The sequence below is a fragment of the Bartonella quintana genome, from assembly GCF_009936175.1.
Classification (GTDB): domain Bacteria; phylum Pseudomonadota; class Alphaproteobacteria; order Rhizobiales; family Rhizobiaceae; genus Bartonella; species Bartonella quintana.
Genome location: NZ_AP019773.1, coordinates 1502652 through 1519290, shown reverse-complemented (window position 1 = coordinate 1519290; position 16639 = coordinate 1502652). Strand labels below are relative to the sequence as shown.

The following is a 16639-nucleotide window of genomic DNA, read 5'->3' as shown; positions in this document are numbered from 1 at the left end:
GAGATAAGGAAAGTTTAAAGTTTGTTTATATTTTCTCAATTGAAATCACTCCGAAAAAGCCTTTCTTTAAGCTTTCTGCTTTGGGGGGTGTTTTGTTTTATTTTGATACTAATTTATAGCTCAATCTGGTTTTTTTTCACATAAAATAGAAGAGCGTGTTTCCAATATAGTTGCAAGGGCATCTTCCCGTGATGTGATGGTTGTGTGCGAACATATACGCAAGAATGGTTATCCGTTACGTATTGGTGTTGTTTGTGATAAATTTCAGTTTTCTTGGCCGTTGCACGGTTTTTCTTTATCAACTGCGCATTTAATGGTGGGTGCACCAATTTATGCACCTCATTGGCTAGGGGTGGAAGTTCATTCTCCTGCATCATTTGTTTTAGCTGGAAGAAATCCTATAATGTCATGTTGGCGCAATTTGGTGATTAGAACGGAACCTTATTGGAGAACCAGTAAGACATTTGAGCTTATAGCTGAAGAGCTTGAAATTTTTCCCATTACATTTTCTTTTAAGGACCAAAAATTTCAGGAAGCATCGGAATCACAGAGAGTAGATAAAAAAACAACACAAGAAAGTGGTAAAGATCAGACATCTTTGGGAGATGCTGAGGGAGCCATTGTGCATTCATTAAATCAAAAGAATGCAGCCCAAAAAATAACAGCAGAATTTGTGCGGTTTGATCTTAAGAAAGAAAAAAACAATTTATCGGGGCATTTTACTTTCGATGGTTTTGATTTGTCCGTGTTTATTACACCTTATTTTGTTGATTTTCCAAAAATTGATGGCAATTTTAAATGGATTCTCAATGATATCCCTGATTTGTTTGACACAAATGGTGGAGGTAATTGGAAACAGCACTTGTATGGGAAAAGTGGTCTTTTAAAGCGCGGTGAATTGATCTTTCATACAGGCGGAGTGGTGCGTGTAAATGGACCTTTTTCCTTCGATGATGAAGGGTATTTAACAGCAAAATTTGAACTTGCCTTTGTTAAACACACAGAGCTTCTTGCTACTATGCAACGTTTGTTTCCCACGCAAGCCAACAATCTTCAAGCTTTATTTTTTATTTTGAGCGCTATGCCTAAAAATGCAGATGGCTATCCGGTTCTGCCCTTACTGGTTACTCATGGGTGGGCAAAACTTGGATTTTTAAAACTTGGCCGTTTTTCACCACTTTAAGTTTAAAAGGCAGAGTGTTAAAGTTGTGCAATCAACCCTGCTGCAAAGGTAAAGCGAGAAATGTTGAGATCATTTTCAATGAGTGCACCAATGCGGTTTGTTACATTGTGAATTTGATCTTCTTTTGTTTTGCTCCAGGCTACGAACGGATCATTTTTTGCTCCATAATTTTTTAGGATTTTCATAACGATTTTCCGTAAGTTTTCGGCAATATTTTCTTTGGCTTGGTTTAAGGCCATGCTATCATAATAATCAAGCACAGGAATTGTTTGGCTCGCTTCATTGAAGCGGCTTATACGAATGATTTGAGCAAGTGAGAAATAGATTTCTGCAGTTTTAATAAGGTCACTGTTGCTTTGTTTGGCAACCAAAGAAATATCACAAATTATTGGAGCAGCTTCCAAGAGAGCCAATTGTTTTGCTAAAGCTTTTGGCGCTCCTTCTTCGCTATAGTGTATTGCTTTCTCATTAATTTTTTGATTAATATCTTTACCGTTTAAGTTCGTAAGCTGTTTTTCAATAACACTCCGGGCTTGCTTCGTTGTTTTCACAAGTTCTTCTAGTGGGACAGAGAGATCCATGTTGCGTAAGCCCCAAGTGGTTACTTCAAAGAGCATTGAGGTTATTGCTGCGTAGAACTTATTTTGAATAAGACCGGGTATTTTGTTATCAAGTTTATCAATTTGGTTAGACAATTGAGGAATTTCAAAGCCATCGCACAGTGCGGTAAAGACGCGAATAATATTTTCAACTGTTTGTTCTGTTGTATCTTTTAGGCGATTAACAAAAGTAGGTCCTCCGCGATTAACAATATCGTTAGCAATGAGGGTTGCAATAATATCAGGACGCAATTGGTGATTGATGATTTCTTTTTCAAAGCCTTTCTGAATTTGGGGTGGAAAATAGTTCAATAGAGCGGTGTTGAAATAACCATCATCAACAATCGGACTATGGGCGATTTCTTCTTGCAGGGTTAATTTAGCATAAGCCAAAATAACAGCGAGTTCTGGACGAATAAGCCCTTGTCCTTGGGCTATTCTTTGACGCAAAATTTGTTCATCAGGGAGAATTTCGACTTTGCGATCTAGAAGCTTTTTCTGTTCTAAATCCTGCATAAAGCGTATTTGATAAGGCAAGTCAGTGGTGCTTTGGCTTTCAGCCAAAGAGAGAGCAAGTGTTTGCAAATAATTGTTACGCAGAACTAACTGTTCAACTTGTGGAGTCATTTTTTTCAAGAGTTCGTCGCGTACTTCGCGGGTAAGCGTTTTTGCACGAAGTGCTGATGCGAGAACAATTTTAATATTAACCTCAACATCTGAACAATTAACGCCTGCGGAATTATCAATGGCATCCGTATTGCATCGCCCACCATTTAAGACATACTCAATCCGTCCCCGTTGCGTGAGACCAAGATTAGCGCCTTCACCAATAACTTTTGCACGTACTTGCTCACCGGTGATGCGTATTGCATCATTTGCACGATCACCTACTTGTGCGTCGGTTTCTGTTGCTGCACGGATATAAGTACCAATGCCGCCAAACCATAAAAGATCAACAGGCGCTTTGAGAAGTGCAGAGATAATTTCAAAAGGCGTTCCTGTTTGTTTTTCGAAGCCAATGGCTTGTGATGCTTGAGGTGAGAGAGTAATGGTTTTCATTGTGCGCGAGAAAATGCCACCACCCTTTGATAATTTTTTGTGGTCGTAATCCTGCCAGCTTGATCGAGGGAGTTTAAAAAGGCGCATACGTTCTGCATAGCTTTCAGCTATGTTTGGATCTGGGTCGATAAAGATATCGCGGTGATCAAAGGCAGCGATAAGCTTTGTTTGTTTGGAAAGCAACATTCCATTTCCAAAAACATCACCGGACATATCACCAACCCCGATACAAGTGAAGGGGGTTGTTTGAATATTGTGATTAAAGGATTCTCGAAAATGTCTTTTAACTGCTTCCCACGCACCTTTTGCTGTAATCCCAATGGCTTTGTGGTCATATCCTGCTGATCCTCCAGAGGCAAAAGCATCATCGAGCCAAAAGTGGTTTGCTTGACTGATAACGTTGGCTGTATCAGAAAAGGTTGCTGTGCCTTTGTCTGCAGCAACAACAAAATAAGGATCATTGCCATCATGACAGATGACATTTGGAGGTGCGTTTCTTTTGCCGTTAACCAGATTATCGGTGATGGAAAGCAAAGCCGTGATAAAGTCAATATAAGCTTGTCGTGCGGCTTCTGTTATTTTTGCACGGTCGTTGGTTTGGGGAAGGCGGTGAGGATAAAATCCACCTTTTGCTCCGACAGGAACAATAACCGCATTTTTAACTTGTTGGGCTTTGACTAAATCGAGCACTTCAGTGCGATAATCTAAAGCACGGTCAGACCAACGAATTCCACCACGAGCAACGGGGCCAAAACGCAAATGAACGCCTTCAACTTCTGGACCGTAAACAAAAATTTCTCGATAAGGACGCGGTTCTGGCAAACCTTCAATTTGGCGCGGGTCCAATTTGGTTGCTAAAATACGCCGTGGACTACCCTCTTGGAGAGGGGTAAAGGCATTGGTTCGTAAACTCGCATTGATAAGATTAAGGTAACGGCGTAAAATGAGATCATCATCTAAGCCTGGTACCTTCTGCAATTTTTCTTCAATGCGTTGTTGAATGACTTGTTGGTTTTTCTTCCGCTCTTTTTCTGTATGGCTTTGATGAAATTTCAAATGAAATAAAGCATAAAGATCTTGGGTAATATCGGGATAGGCATTTAAAGTTTGGGCGATGCATTCTTGTGAATAAGGAATTCCAGCTTGTTGGAGATAGCGTCCATAATGGCGGAAAATAACAATTTCACGCCAATCAAGTTCAGCTGTTTGGGTTAAGCCATTAAAGGCATCATTATCGGCATTTTGCGCCCAAATAGCTTCAAATGTTTCGGCGTGCTTTTGACCGTTTTTGTCGAAATCGATAGAGAGTTGGAAAGCACTCTCCAGTTGCATATCATGAAGATATACACAGTTTCCGTTGTCATCTGGTAATTTAAGTGTTTGTTCAGCGATAACCCGAAATCCCATATTTTCAAGGAGGGGTACGCGTTTGGAAAGGGCAAGTGCTTCATGACGGTGAAAGAGTCGGAGAGAAATTATTTTTTTTTCTTTGTTGTGTGCATAATCAAATGTAACAAAAAGCGGTTTTTTATCATGAAGACTTAAAATATGTTTGGCATCTTCAATGGCATCTTCAGCTGAAAATAAGTCACGATAGCTGTTGGGAAATTGGCTGGCTAAACGCGTTTGTTGCTCTGTTATTTTGCGGTTAAGAGCTATAGTTTGAATGCTTTCTTCCCAACTTCGTGCTATAGAACGCACATGTTGTTCAAGTATGGTGCGCTCGATAAGAGGAGCACTTTCACTCACCTTACGGTGAATGATATAATAGACACGTGTAAGGGTGCTTTCCAAAAATAGCGGATAAGATTCAAAAAAATCACCTTTATAAAGCTCAACAAAATATTCGCCAATTTTTTCGCGAATATTGCTGCTGTATTGGTCACGGGGCACATAGACAAGTATAGAAACAAAACGCCCAAAAGAATCAGTATGGGCAAGCACCCGCAAACGTGGACGTTCGTCTAATTGCATGATAAGTTTGGCATTTTCCGTTAATGTATCAACATCAGAGCGAAACATTTCATCTCTTGGATAGGTTTCTAAGACGCTGATGAGTGCTTTTCCAGAATAGTCAGTGCGATTATGTCCAAGGCGTTGAATAATGGTTTTGGCCTTCTCGTTTAAGAAAGGGATTTGCAAAATAGAACACGTGTAAGCTGAGGAGGTAAACAACCCTACAATACGCAATTCTCCACATAGTTTACCTTCTTTATCAAAGATTTTAAGACCAATATAATCGAGCCAAACAGAACGGTGAATTTTTGAACGGCTGGTGGCTTTTGTCACAATAAACAGGTTATCACTTTCCATAAAGGAGAGGATTTCTTGGGGAGGCTCTTCCATGCTTGAATCGCCAATAATACGAATAGAAGCATCGGTGAGAATGCCTAGTTCAATATTGCTGGCTGTAAAGGCTTTTGTAGGTTCTTGGTTTTTGATGAAGTTATAAGTGCGCATGCCAAGAAAGATGAAATTATTGTCCATCAGCCAATTGAGAAATTCAATGGCTTTTTTGCCTTCTTGTTTGTAGCGCGGTGGGAGGTTTGTTTGATAGGCATGGATATGCTTTTCAATTTCTTTAAGCATAGGTTTCCAGCCTTGCACAGCAGCATTGACCTGCTCAAGGACTAAGGCGATCTCCTCTTTAAGCTTTTGTATTTGCTGCTCGTTTAAGGACTCGATGTGGATTTGCATCAGACTGATGCGTTGTCCGGAGGCACAATCAAGGATAGGGTGCGCAATCAAATAAATGTGATTTTTGTGATGATTGAATATATTCAAAATAGAATCAAGAAGGAAGGGTTTGTTGTCGTTTACCAGTGTGATAACGGTTATAGGTTTGTTATTACGGGTTAAATTTTGTTCAAAACAGATGATACTTTTGCCTGCTTGATGGAGCTTAAAGGCCTGAACGGCGGTGATTGCGGCTTTTTGGAGTTCGTTGCTTTCGTAACAGGCGATATCTTCTTTATCGGTATGAGCAAAAAGGATTTGTTCTATTTCATCTTGGTTGTTCTTTGTTTCTGATGTTTTTTGTTTTAACACAATAATTTTCCCTTTTTTGCTCTTAGGATTTCTTTTTCATAGGAGTAGACTATTATATCATTCTCTGCAGTATGACACTTTCTTCCTTAAAGTGTAACACCTTCCTCCTTAAGAGAATAGTTTTTGGATAGGATAAAGTTGTTTCTTCTCCTTTACAATAATAATTTGCCGTTCTAAGAAAATGTTTTGCGTCGATGAAAGGACATTTTTAGTGTTTTTGTATATTAATAGTCTGTTCTTTTGAAATATATAAAATGACGCGTTTACCAGAAAGACTTTTAAACATTTATCAGTCGTTTACAAAAAATCATTTTTCATATAAAATAGCCCATTGTCAGCAATTGGCGATTGAAGAGCAGAAACCTGAAGTTTTAGTCATTACTTGTTGTAATTTGCGGGTAGTGCCAAGAGCGATTTTTTATGCTAAACTTAAGTAAAATTTTTACGCCTGCGCAACGTGGCAAATTTAGTTCCTCTTTTTTGTCTTGATAACCAATATCACGCAACATCAGCAGCGATTAAACATGCGGTGCAATTCCTTGAGGTCAAGCATATTGTTGTTTTTGGTTATGGCCATTGTGGGGAAGGGCTGAGCTGAGCACTGTTCTTGAAGGGACGGCAAATCTTTATCGTCAAATGATTTTATTGGTCAATGGATAAGTCTTTTGGCACCAGCAGCACAAACAGTTGTTAGCAATAAATCATTGACTGGGCCAGAGCAGCAGACCGCATTAGAGTAATTTTTTATTCGTTATTCGCTGAAAAATTTAGAGACATTTCCCTGTATAAAGGCGTGCAAAGATCAAGATGTTTTGACGTTACACAGGGTTGGCTTGATATCTCAACTGGTGAATTATGGAGTGTAGAACAGGAAACAGGCCGTTTTATGCGTGTCGATGTCGGGAATTTTAGGCGTAACGCTTGTTGCTTTTTTGCTTCCTAAAGAGGTATTGTATGATAAATCTTGACAAAGGGGTGGGTTTATTGTTTGAAAGAGTAAGCTTTCAGTGACAAAATTAACTTGGAGCCACCAACTGAGACCCCAGTTTAAGGGTATAAAGAGATCTCAGAGGTCAACATCCGACGGCGCGATGCGTTCTCGGATGCCACTTTAGTTTGTTTGTTATGCAGCAATGAGGTAGATCATGTTTGAATCCTTACAAGAGCGCCTTGGCTCCATCTTGTCTCATTTAACAGGGCGTGGTGCTTTGTCGGATCAGGATGTAGCAACGGCACTGCGGGAAATTCGTCGCGCTTTGTTAGAGGCTGATGTTGCACTTGATGTCGCGCGTTCTTTTACTGACAGGATTCGTGAAAAAGCTGTTGGGGCCGCAATTGTTAAATCAATTAAACCTGGACAGATGGTTGTTAAGATCGTTCATGACGAACTGGTTCATGTGCTCGGAAGTGAAGGTGTTCTGAGTGATTTAAACGCACCAGCACCGGTTGTTATCATGATGATTGGTTTACAAGGTTCCGGAAAAACAACGACAACAGCAAAGCTTGCAAGGCGTTTAACCAATAAACACAATAAAAAAGTTCTCATGGCGTCATTAGATACACGTCGTCCTGCGGCACAGGAACAATTGCGTCAATTAGGAGAACAGGCAAAACTTGCAAGTTTGCCCATTATTGCAGGACAATCTCCTATCGATATCGCAACACGTGCGGTACAAGCAGCCAAATTAGGCGGTTATGATGTGCTGCTTCTTGATACAGCAGGCCGCAACCATATCGATGAAGCTTTGATGCTCGAATTGGCTCAAATTAAAGATTCTTGCCTTCCTTATGAAATTATGTTGGTTGCTGATAGTCTTACTGGTCAAGATGCTGTTCACCTTGCACGTTCTTTTGATGAGCGTGTAGGGATTACAGGGATTATCTTAACACGTATGGATAGTGATGGCCGCGGTGGTGCCGCTCTTTCAATGCGTGCTGTTACGGGAAAGCCGATAAAAGCAATTGGAATCGGAGAAAAAATAGACGATTTAGAAGAATTTCATCCCAGTCGCATTGCTGATCGGATTCTTGGAATGGGCGATATTGTTTCTTTGGTGGAAAAAGCTGCTGAAACGATGGATCATGAAAAAGCGGTCGCTTTTGCAAAAAAAATGCAAGCTGGAAAATTCGACCTAAATGATTTTGCAGAACAATTACAGAAAATGAAAAAACTTGGGGGAATAGGCGGCTTTATGGAAATGCTGCCAGGGTTGGGCAAGGTAAAAAATCAACTTGCCGCCGCGGGTTTTGATGACCGTTTGTTTAATCGTCAATTGGCTATTATTTCATCAATGACGTCCTGCGAGCGTGCCAATCCAGAGATTTTGAAACATAGTCGTAAACAACGGATTGCTAAGGGCTCTGGCACGAGTACTGCTGATATTAATAAGCTTTTGAAAATGCATCGCCAAATGGCTGATATGGTGAAAGTCATAGGAGGTAAGGGTAAAGGCGGTTTGATGAAAAAAATGTTTGGGGCATTTGGTTCTAAAATGGGGCTTGGGGGTGTGGGAGCTTTAAATGGAGATTCTGTAACTATGCCCGATTTATCGCAATTTGATCCAAAGCAATTCTCAACATATCAGAAACAGATTCAAGGTGGTCATGGAAAGAAAGTCTTACCCGGTCTTCCGGGGCGTGGTTCTCTCTTTCCTGGTTTTTCCAATGGCAATACCGATCATAGGGGGGAATTTTCCTCAGCCTCTCAAGAAAAAATAAGATGCAAAGAGGGAAGGAAGGATGATGCAGGAAAAAATATTGAGTGAATTGACGTATTTACGAACATCTATTGATAATTTTGATACAATGTTGATTCATATTTTAGCAGAGCGTTTTCGTTGTACGCAAGCAATTGGGCGCTTAAAAGCCCGTTATAATTTGCCTGCAGTAGATTCTCTGCGTGAACAATATCAAATAGCGCGATTGCGGCAATTAGCTATAGACAGTCATCTTGATCCTGATTTTGCTGAGAAATTTTTAAAGTTTATCATCAAAGAAGTCGTGCGCCAGCATGAAGTCATTGCTGAAAAGCAAAAAACAAACAAAATAAATTTAAACGAAAGCCAGCAGAGCTAACAATAGGAGATAAAATATGGCATTAAAAATTCGTTTGTCCCGTGGAGGCTCAAAAAAGCGTCCTTATTATCACATTGTGGTTGCGGATGCTCGTAGTCCGCGCGATGGGCGGTTTCTTGAACGTGTTGGTGCATGGGATCCCATGTTGCCTAAAGATGGACCACGTGTAAAGTTAAACGAAGAACGTATTCAATATTGGCTTGGTCAAGGTGCTCAGCCAACAGATCGTGTTTTGCGGTTTTTAGATGCTGTTGGCTTAAAAAAGCGTCCAAACCGCAATAATCCACACAAAGGTCAACCTGGTAAAAAAGCGCAAGAACGCATAGCTGCAGCAAAGCAAGTTGCTGAAGCAGAATCTGCTTCAGTATAAGATAAAGATGTGATTATTCTTAAAATATAATCAATTTTGCTATTAAAGCCTTTAGAGAGAAGAACAATATGATCCGTTTTTGACGAACAAAAACGGATCTTCTTTAAAAGGGTTTTTGATTTTTTTTAAATCAACATGCGGTTTTTTTAAAAGTCAATGGCGCGGCCTTTAATTTCCCAATCTCCATAGCGTGAAGGGTCTTTGCCGCCACGTCCACCATTTTCTAAAGGTTTATCTTTATTTTTTTCATGTTTACGCCTTTCTTCAGCTTCGTTTAGGGCGCGTTGTGCCTCAGAGGAAAGAGGTTGTTGTTTATCGACGGTTGCATTTTGTTTGCTTATTTTTTGGTCTTTTTTATCCATTTTACACCTTTCTTCATTGAAGAAGTAAAAAGAAAACCCCATCATATATGAAGAATTGTATTTTATCATGGAGTTTTTTGAGTAATGAATATAATGCGTACAGCAATGCTTTTGGCATTTATGACAGCCCTTTTTATGGGAGTTGGTTATCTCATTGGCGGGAGCAATGGCATGGTCATCGCACTTTTGATGGCAGGTGGCTTAAATTTTTTTTCTTATTGGAATTCGGATAAAATCGTTTTAAACATGTATGGTGCTCGCAAAGTTGATCAGCATTCGTCACCTGTTTATTATAAAATTGTAAGCGATTTGGCTCAAAGAGCTTCTCTCCCTCAGCCAAAAGTTTATATTATTGATAGTGCACAACCAAATGCTTTTGCTACGGGACGCAATCCTCAAAATGCAGCTGTTGCTGCAAGTACTGGGTTGTTAGAGCAGTTAAGCGCAGAAGAAGTTGCTGGAGTTATGGCGCATGAGCTGGCACATATTGAGCATCGTGATACTTTAACAATGACTCTAACCGCAACGATTGCTGGGGCAATTTCAATGCTTGGTAATTTCGCTTTTTTTATGGGAGGGCAGCGGAATTCTTCAGAACATTCGCATGGTGCTGGGGCGCTTGGGGGACTTATTGCTCTGTTTGTGGCACCTTTTGCTGCTATGCTAGTGCAAATGGCCATTAGTCGCACCCGTGAATATGCTGCTGATAGGCGGGGTGCTGAAATATGTGGTAACCCTTTATGGTTGGCTTCGGCATTAAGTAAAATTGCTGGCGGTGGGCATACGGTATACAATGAAGAAGCAGAGCATAATCCAGCAACAGCGCATATGTTTATTATCAATCCTTTGAAGGGTGAAGGGGCTGATAGCCTTTTTTCTACCCATCCAGCAACAGCCAATCGTATTGCTGCTCTTCGTCGGCAAGCAGAAGAGATGAAAGAAGCAATGCCAAAGAGCATGGGATGGAGTGAAGAAGAGAATTTTCACAAAAAAAACAGCAACTTAGATTATGATGGTCTGAATCGCAGTGCGCAAACCAGCATATTCGGTAATCAGGAAAACAATGCTGTTCAGCGCATTAAAAAACGTCCTTCTTGGCTTCGTTATGAAGACTCAAAAAGGTCTCGATCATAAAGTTCTTATAGGGACAAATGCGTAAAAGTATTGTTTTGAAACGCGAAAAGGTGGGATGTGTGGCCGAAAAGAATGTTCCGGGATTAACTGTTCGGCAAGTGTGTGTTCGCCTTTTAGGGGCGGTAATTGATAAACGCACGTCTCTTGCTGGTTTGACGGATAATGAGCACGGACATCCACAGTATTTAGGGCTTTCACATCGAGATCGTTTGTTGTGTCGTGCCATTTTGGGAGCAGCGTTACGTCATCGGGGACAGATTACAGCGGCTTTATCGCGCTTTTTGACACGGCCTTTACCTCCACAGGCGTTTTCACTTCAGCATCTTTTGCATATCAGTGTGGCACAAATTCTTTATCTTGATATTCCGGATCATGCTGCGATTGATTTAGCAGTGCGTGTGGCTAAAATTGATCCGCGGATGCGCCGTTTTTCAGGGCTGGTGAATGTTCTTTTACGCAATGTTGCACGTGAGGCAGTATTTTTATGCCGGAAAGTTCCCACTATTGAAGAAATTCCGGGGTGGTTTGGACAGCTTTTAGTGTCAACTTATGGAAAAGAAAAAACAGATCAGATTTTAGCAATTCAAAGTCTAGAGCCACCGCTGGATTTAACGGTGAAATCTGATAGTGTTGGATGGGCAGAACGGTTGGGGGGGATTATTTTGCCCAATGGTTCGGTTCGACTGGGTCGTTTAAATTGTTCTGTTTCTGAATTACCAGGGTATGCCGATGGGGATTGGTGGATTCAAGATTTTGCAGCAGCATTGCCTGCTTGTTTACTCGGAAATATTTATGGCAAACAGGTGGTTGATCTTTGTGCAAGCCCTGGCGGAAAAACAGCACAATTGGCTTTGCAAGGGGCTGATGTGACAGCGGTTGATCTCTCTGCTCATCGGTTAAAACGCTTGAAGGAAAATATGAAGCGGCTTCATTTTTCAGTTCGCTACCATGAAGGTGATGTGAAAGATTTTCATCCCAAACGGCTTTTTGATGCTGCCCTTCTTGATGCCCCTTGTTCCTCTACAGGAACAATACGTCGTCATCCGGATATTTTATGGACTAAATCGATGCACGATGTCATCAAACTTGCAGCATTGCAATATGATTTGCTTGTGGCAGCAATTGCTTTGGTTAAAAAAGGTGGCCGCATTGTTTTTTCCAATTGTTCATTGGCAAGAGAAGAAGGTGAAGACCTAATTGAGAAAATTTTATCAACATGCAATGATGTTGTTTTAGAGCCTATTTGTGCAGAAGAAATGGGTGCACTGGCGCATTTGCTTTCTGCGAAGGGGATTTTGCGCACGACCCCTGCAGATTTTTGTCATGAAAATTTTGATGCTGAGAAAAAAATGTTTTTAGGAATGGATGGTTTTTTTACAGCGCGTTTCCGGAAAGTAAATTAATTTAACGATTCATTTACTAAAATGGCTGAAGTTATGCTCAATTAAGCATATACGGAGACAAGATTGTGGCGGTTGCGATAAACGGTCCTCAGATAAAGGCTTCAGCCTTTGTGTCCATGACACATCAATTTATGCGGCGTTTATGGGTAGGACCGTTGTTTCGTTGGCGATTTTCGGGGTTTCGTCCCCATAAAATTTTAGCGTATCCCATTGATTTGCACCTCGCTGATCCGATGATGGCGCATGAATTTTACCATGGTCGTTTTACTTTTGCTGGTCATATTGTTCATTCTGGTGCTGTTTCACCTTTTTCTTTAGTTTCACCAACGCCTGAATGGGAAGAAGCCCTTCATAATTTTCATTGGTTGCGACATATGACGGCAGCAGATAGTGATTTAGCTGCTGCCCATGCACGCGCGCTCGTAGAAGACTGGCTTGACCAGTGTGTCAAGAAAATAAACGGCCTTGCTTGGAGTGCGCCAATTGTGGCACGGCGTTTGATTTCGTGGATTTGTCATTCGCAAATGTTGTTGAAGGGGGCAAGTGAGCGGTTCGAAAAACGTTTTTTACAGGCGCTTGGTTTCCAATTTCGTTATTTGCGTGTGACGATTTCCAGTATGGAAAACAATGATAAACGTTTACGAGCAGCTGTCGCTTTGGCATTCGCATCTCTTGCTTTGCCGATTTCTGTAGCAATGAAAAAAAAGGTGCAAACCACTCTCATAGAGGAGCTTTCACGTCAGATTTTGGTTGATGGGGGGCATATTTCGCGTAGCCCTGCCATCTTGCTCGATTTATTATCGGACTTATTGTCTTTGCGTAATCTTTTTATGCATAGTAATGAAACAGCACCACGTATTCTCATTGATTCTGTTGAGCGTATGTTGCCAGCTTTACGGTTTTTTCTTCATGAGGATCACACATTGGCGCATTTTAATGGTGTTGGTTCACTTGAACCTAAACGCTTATCAACACTTTTAGAGCTTGATGAAACAGCGGGGCGTCCTTTTAGTTATGCACGTTATTCAGGATTTCAACGTTTACAGGCTCAGCAAACGACAGTGCTTGCAGATACAGGAAAGTTTCCACCACACTCTGCCGCAGAACAGGCTTGTTCAGGGTGTTTGTCTTTTGAAATGTCTTCACAGGGAAGCCGTTTTGTTATCAATACGGGTGTTAATCCTTATGGATCTGAGGAGTATCGATATTTCGGGCGTGTTACCGCAGCACATTCAACGGTTACGGTTAATAATTGTTCGGTGGGTGTTTTTCGTAAAAAAAACAAGAGTGGTGCTTCCTTTTTACTTGGGGGGCCTACGGATGTTAAAGTGCGGCGTATAGATGATTCAGAGAAAATCGGTTTTATTGCTAGTCATAATGGTTATGTGCAACCTTTTAATCTGATTCACGAGCGTGGTCTCATTTTAGCAACAAATGGAGCAATGATTGAGGGGTTTGATCGATTTTTTACACCATACAAACGGCAATCAAAGAGATCTATAGCAGTTCAAAATGAACAGCATAATGTTGCTGTTCGATTTCATCTTCATCCGAAAGTTGAAGTCAACTATGATGGTAATCGTGTGCGTTTAGCGGTAGAGGGCGGAAAGGTATGGTATTTTATATCACCTGACGTTGATATTTATCTTGAAGATTCGATTGATTTTACTGGATTAACAGGTCCGCAACGCACACAACAGATTGTTTTGTATTTTCGTCCTGCATTCCAAGAAAAAGTTCGTTGGCGTTTTATCTGCCCTCAGTTAGAGCAATGATTCACTCCTCTTTAATAATATCGATAAGGGAGAGATATTCTTTGTGTGTTAAAAAATGCTATTCTATTCTTTCGGTGTACCTTGATAAAGGTGCGTGCTATGATTAGCCAAAGCTATTTTGCTTGAATTTTAACCGTTTTATTTTTTAGGATTCCTAATTATGGGTGTTGTTGCCAAAAAATTTCCCATACCTGATCTTCATCGGGTTCGTCGTGTTCTGCTCTCTGTGTCTGATAAAACGGGTGTGGTGGCGTTTGCACAAGCGCTTCATGCTTACAGTGTTGAACTTATTTCGACTGGGGGAACAGCCAAAGTCTTAATGGATGCTGGTTTACCCGTAAAAGATGTTGCTGAAGTTACTGGGTTTCCGGAAATAATGGATGGGCGTGTCAAAACACTCCATCCTCTGATCCATGGTGCTTTGTTAGGGGTAAGGCAGGATCCAAGTCATGCCGTGGCTATGGAGAAGCATGGCATTCACGGAATTGATCTTCTGGTGGTGAATCTTTATCCTTTTGAAAAAACTTCCCAATCTGGGGCTGATGGACAAACAATTCTTGAAAATATTGATATCGGTGGACCAGCAATGATCCGCGCTGCAGCAAAGAATCATGCTTATACTGGTGTTGTAACAGCGGTGAGTGATTATGATTTTGTTTTAGCTGAATTAAAGCAGCATGATGGGTGTTTAAGCTTTTCCATGCGACGTCAGTTAGCAATGCGTGCTTATGCATACACGGCTGCTTATGATGCGGCGATAGCAACGTGGTTTGCGCAGGATTTAAAAATTGAAACGCCATCTTGGCAAAGTTTTTCTGGTTATCTTGAAAATGTCATGCGTTACGGAGAAAATCCACATCAACAGGCAGCATTTTATCGCAATAATGAAAAACGTTTTGGTGTTGCAACAGCAAAACTTTTACAAGGCAAAGCACTTTCTTATAACAATATGAATGATACAGATGCAGCATTTGAACTTGTGGCAGAATTTGATCCACAAAAAACCACTGCTGTTGCTCTTATTAAACATGCTAATCCTTGCGGTGTTGCAGAAGGAAAAAGTTTAAAGGAAGCTTATTTGAAAGCTCTTATGTGTGATAATGTCTCGGCATTTGGTGGAATTGTTGCTTTAAATCAACCCCTTGATGAAGAATGTGCTGAAGAGATTGTTAAAATTTTTACGGAAGTGATTATTGCGCCTGATGCAACGATAGCTGCACGCGAAATTATTGCCAAGAAAAAAAATCTTCGTTTGCTAACCACAGGTGGTTTGCCTGATCCACGTTGCGGAGGGCTTGTTGCCAAAACGCTTGCAGGGGGAATTTTAGTGCAGTCACGTGATAATATGGTTGTTGATGATCTTAACCTGCAAGTGGTGACAAAGCGGGCCCCAAGTCAAGATGAAATGCGTGATCTTCAATTTGCTTTTCGTGTGGTGAAACATGTCAAATCAAATGCTATCGTTTACGCAAAAAATAGTGCAACAGTTGGGATTGGTGCAGGTCAGATGAGTCGCATCGATTCAGCTAAAATCGCTGCGCGTAAAGCTGAAGAAAGTGCACAAAGAGCAGGTTTAACAGAATCTCCTACTCGAGGGTCCGTGGTTGCATCAGATGCGTTTTTTCCTTTTGCAGATGGTTTATTAGCGGCTGTTGAAGCTGGTGCAACAGCGCTTATTCAACCGGGCGGGTCAATGCGTGATGAAGAAGTCATTGCCGCAGCTGATGCGCATGGTTTGGCTATGGTTTTCACCGGTGTGCGGCATTTTCGTCATTAGCGTTTTTATTCTTAGGTTATTGATTTTTCAACTAAGATAAGTTTTGAATAAACCTAGTGAAAAATAGGTGTGATCCCGGTTTGCATGAGCGCTTCGTATTTATGATATTGAATTTATTTCGATAGGAGGGACAGCTAAAGTCTTGATGGTTACTACTTTATTCGTAAAAAATGTTGCTTATCCTGTGATACATGACAGTTAACAATTGTAGCACAACTTTTTTTGATATTTTGTCTGTATTGCATCCTAAAAGTTGTAATGTAAGCTTTGGGAAAAGATATGAAGATTCTGCGTTTTTATAGTAATTGGTGCCGATATCGTCGGACAGTTAACGCTTTAAGTCCTCTTTCAACATATGAACTCAACAACTATTCATCGAGGTAATATTGATTCAATTACGCAACGCTGTTCGCATAAGTCTTGTTAAGTGTGGATGATCACTTAAGGGCTTGTTTTATTGTGAGACATCATCTGCTTTGTGATTACGGTGTTTGATCAGTGGAGCATTTACTTCCGGGTTTTCAGGTTTGGTGATGAGGAAGAGCGTTTTCGTATATCTTTTGGTAAGATTGTTGTTGCTTTTAGAAAGACAAATGTCAAACACCTCATATTTTCAGCATGAGAATTTAGGGCATCACACCTTAGGTTCTGTGTACATAACTTTTTAAACGAGAGAACAATAGAAGCTTAAGGTAGTAGTCCCATAAAAGAAGGCGCTTTTCATAAGAAAATACAGTTGAAATATTTGATTTCATTAAACAAGCATTCGATAAGAGAGCTTTTTTTGTAAAGGTCTTTATCATTGTTCTGAGCTTTTTATCTGTTTGAACAGGCAGAAAAGACAAGCACGCAGT

General features: G+C 40.7%; 10 protein-coding genes and 2 pseudogenes. 10 read left to right on the top strand and 2 right to left on the bottom strand.

Annotation, left to right across the window (positions count from 1 at the left end; genetic code table 11):
* Positions 1 to 193 precede the first annotated feature (193 nt).
* On the top strand, positions 194 to 1183 hold the full coding sequence (locus MF1_RS06285) for a DUF2125 domain-containing protein (protein ID WP_244614184.1): 990 nt from the start codon (positions 194 to 196) through the stop codon (positions 1181 to 1183).
* A 17-nt stretch (positions 1184 to 1200) separates the two neighbouring features.
* Here the strand turns inward: MF1_RS06285 and MF1_RS06280 are convergent, their stop codons facing one another.
* On the bottom strand, positions 1201 to 5889 hold the full coding sequence (locus MF1_RS06280; protein WP_161510708.1) for an NAD-glutamate dehydrogenase: 4689 nt from the start codon (positions 5887 to 5889) through the stop codon (positions 1201 to 1203).
* A gap of 254 nt (positions 5890 to 6143) precedes the next feature.
* On the opposite strand from MF1_RS06280, the pseudogene MF1_RS06275 reads away from it, so the two are divergent.
* The 4 genes and pseudogenes from MF1_RS06275 (at position 6144) to rpsP (ending at position 9334) form a co-directional block, all read left to right on the top strand.
* Positions 6144 to 6832, top strand: a pseudogene (locus MF1_RS06275) (carbonic anhydrase).
* Positions 6833 to 7034: 202 nt separating this feature from the next.
* Positions 7035 to 8654: a signal recognition particle protein gene (gene ffh, locus MF1_RS06270; RefSeq protein ID WP_014924578.1), complete on the top strand. Its 1620-nt coding sequence runs from the start codon at positions 7035 to 7037 to the stop codon at positions 8652 to 8654.
* Positions 8632 to 8964 carry a chorismate mutase gene (locus tag MF1_RS06265; RefSeq protein ID WP_042995519.1) on the top strand — a complete coding sequence of 111 codons (333 nt, stop codon included), beginning with the start codon at positions 8632 to 8634 and terminating at the stop codon, positions 8962 to 8964. The genes ffh and MF1_RS06265 overlap by 23 nt, the downstream gene beginning before the upstream one ends.
* 16 nt (positions 8965 to 8980) lie before the next feature.
* Complete coding sequence (gene rpsP, locus MF1_RS06260) at positions 8981 to 9334, top strand: 30S ribosomal protein S16 (protein WP_014924576.1); 354 nt, start codon at positions 8981 to 8983, stop codon at positions 9332 to 9334.
* Between the two features lie 146 nt (positions 9335 to 9480).
* Here rpsP and MF1_RS06255 read toward each other — a convergent pair whose 3' ends face one another.
* Entirely contained in the window at positions 9481 to 9696 is a 216-nt protein-coding gene (locus MF1_RS06255; protein WP_014924575.1) for a DUF1674 domain-containing protein, read from the bottom strand.
* An 84-nt stretch (positions 9697 to 9780) separates the two neighbouring features.
* Between MF1_RS06255 and htpX the strand changes: the two genes are divergently transcribed.
* From htpX to MF1_RS07245, 5 genes and pseudogenes are all read left to right on the top strand, one after another.
* Positions 9781 to 10830, top strand: a complete 1050-nt coding sequence (gene htpX / locus MF1_RS06250; protein ID WP_042995518.1) for a zinc metalloprotease HtpX — start codon at positions 9781 to 9783, stop codon at positions 10828 to 10830.
* A 17-nt stretch (positions 10831 to 10847) separates the two neighbouring features.
* A complete protein-coding gene (locus tag MF1_RS06245; protein WP_174235342.1) occupies positions 10848 to 12233 on the top strand; it encodes an RsmB/NOP family class I SAM-dependent RNA methyltransferase in 1386 nt (461 codons plus the stop codon).
* A gap of 65 nt (positions 12234 to 12298) precedes the next feature.
* The gene (locus tag MF1_RS06240; RefSeq protein ID WP_161510707.1) at positions 12299 to 14008 is read left to right on the top strand and encodes a heparinase II/III family protein; all 1710 of its coding nucleotides are present in this window, start codon (positions 12299 to 12301) and stop codon (positions 14006 to 14008) included.
* A 160-nt stretch (positions 14009 to 14168) separates the two neighbouring features.
* Positions 14169 to 15785, top strand: coding sequence for a bifunctional phosphoribosylaminoimidazolecarboxamide formyltransferase/IMP cyclohydrolase (gene purH / locus MF1_RS06235; RefSeq protein WP_161510706.1), 1617 nt, complete (start codon positions 14169 to 14171; stop codon positions 15783 to 15785).
* Positions 15786 to 16064: 279 nt separating this feature from the next.
* Positions 16065 to 16212 (top strand): annotated as a pseudogene (locus tag MF1_RS07245) (DUF1127 domain-containing protein).
* The last annotated feature ends 427 nt before the right edge of the window (positions 16213 to 16639 follow it).

What these genes read in the sequence shown, in the direction of transcription:
- purH (WP_161510706.1), top strand. Translation starts at nt 14,169, where the DNA reads ATGGGTGTTGTTGCCAAAAAATTTCCCATACCTGATCTTCATCGGGTT.
- MF1_RS06245 (WP_174235342.1), top strand. Translation starts at nt 10,848, where the DNA reads ATGCGTAAAAGTATTGTTTTGAAACGCGAAAAGGTGGGATGTGTGGCC.
- ffh (WP_014924578.1), top strand. Translation starts at nt 7,035, where the DNA reads ATGTTTGAATCCTTACAAGAGCGCCTTGGCTCCATCTTGTCTCATTTA.
- htpX (WP_042995518.1), top strand. Translation starts at nt 9,781, where the DNA reads ATGAATATAATGCGTACAGCAATGCTTTTGGCATTTATGACAGCCCTT.
- MF1_RS06255 (WP_014924575.1), bottom strand. Translation starts at nt 9,696, where the DNA reads ATGGATAAAAAAGACCAAAAAATAAGCAAACAAAATGCAACCGTCGAT.
- MF1_RS06265 (WP_042995519.1), top strand. Translation starts at nt 8,632, where the DNA reads ATGCAGGAAAAAATATTGAGTGAATTGACGTATTTACGAACATCTATT.
- rpsP (WP_014924576.1), top strand. Translation starts at nt 8,981, where the DNA reads ATGGCATTAAAAATTCGTTTGTCCCGTGGAGGCTCAAAAAAGCGTCCT.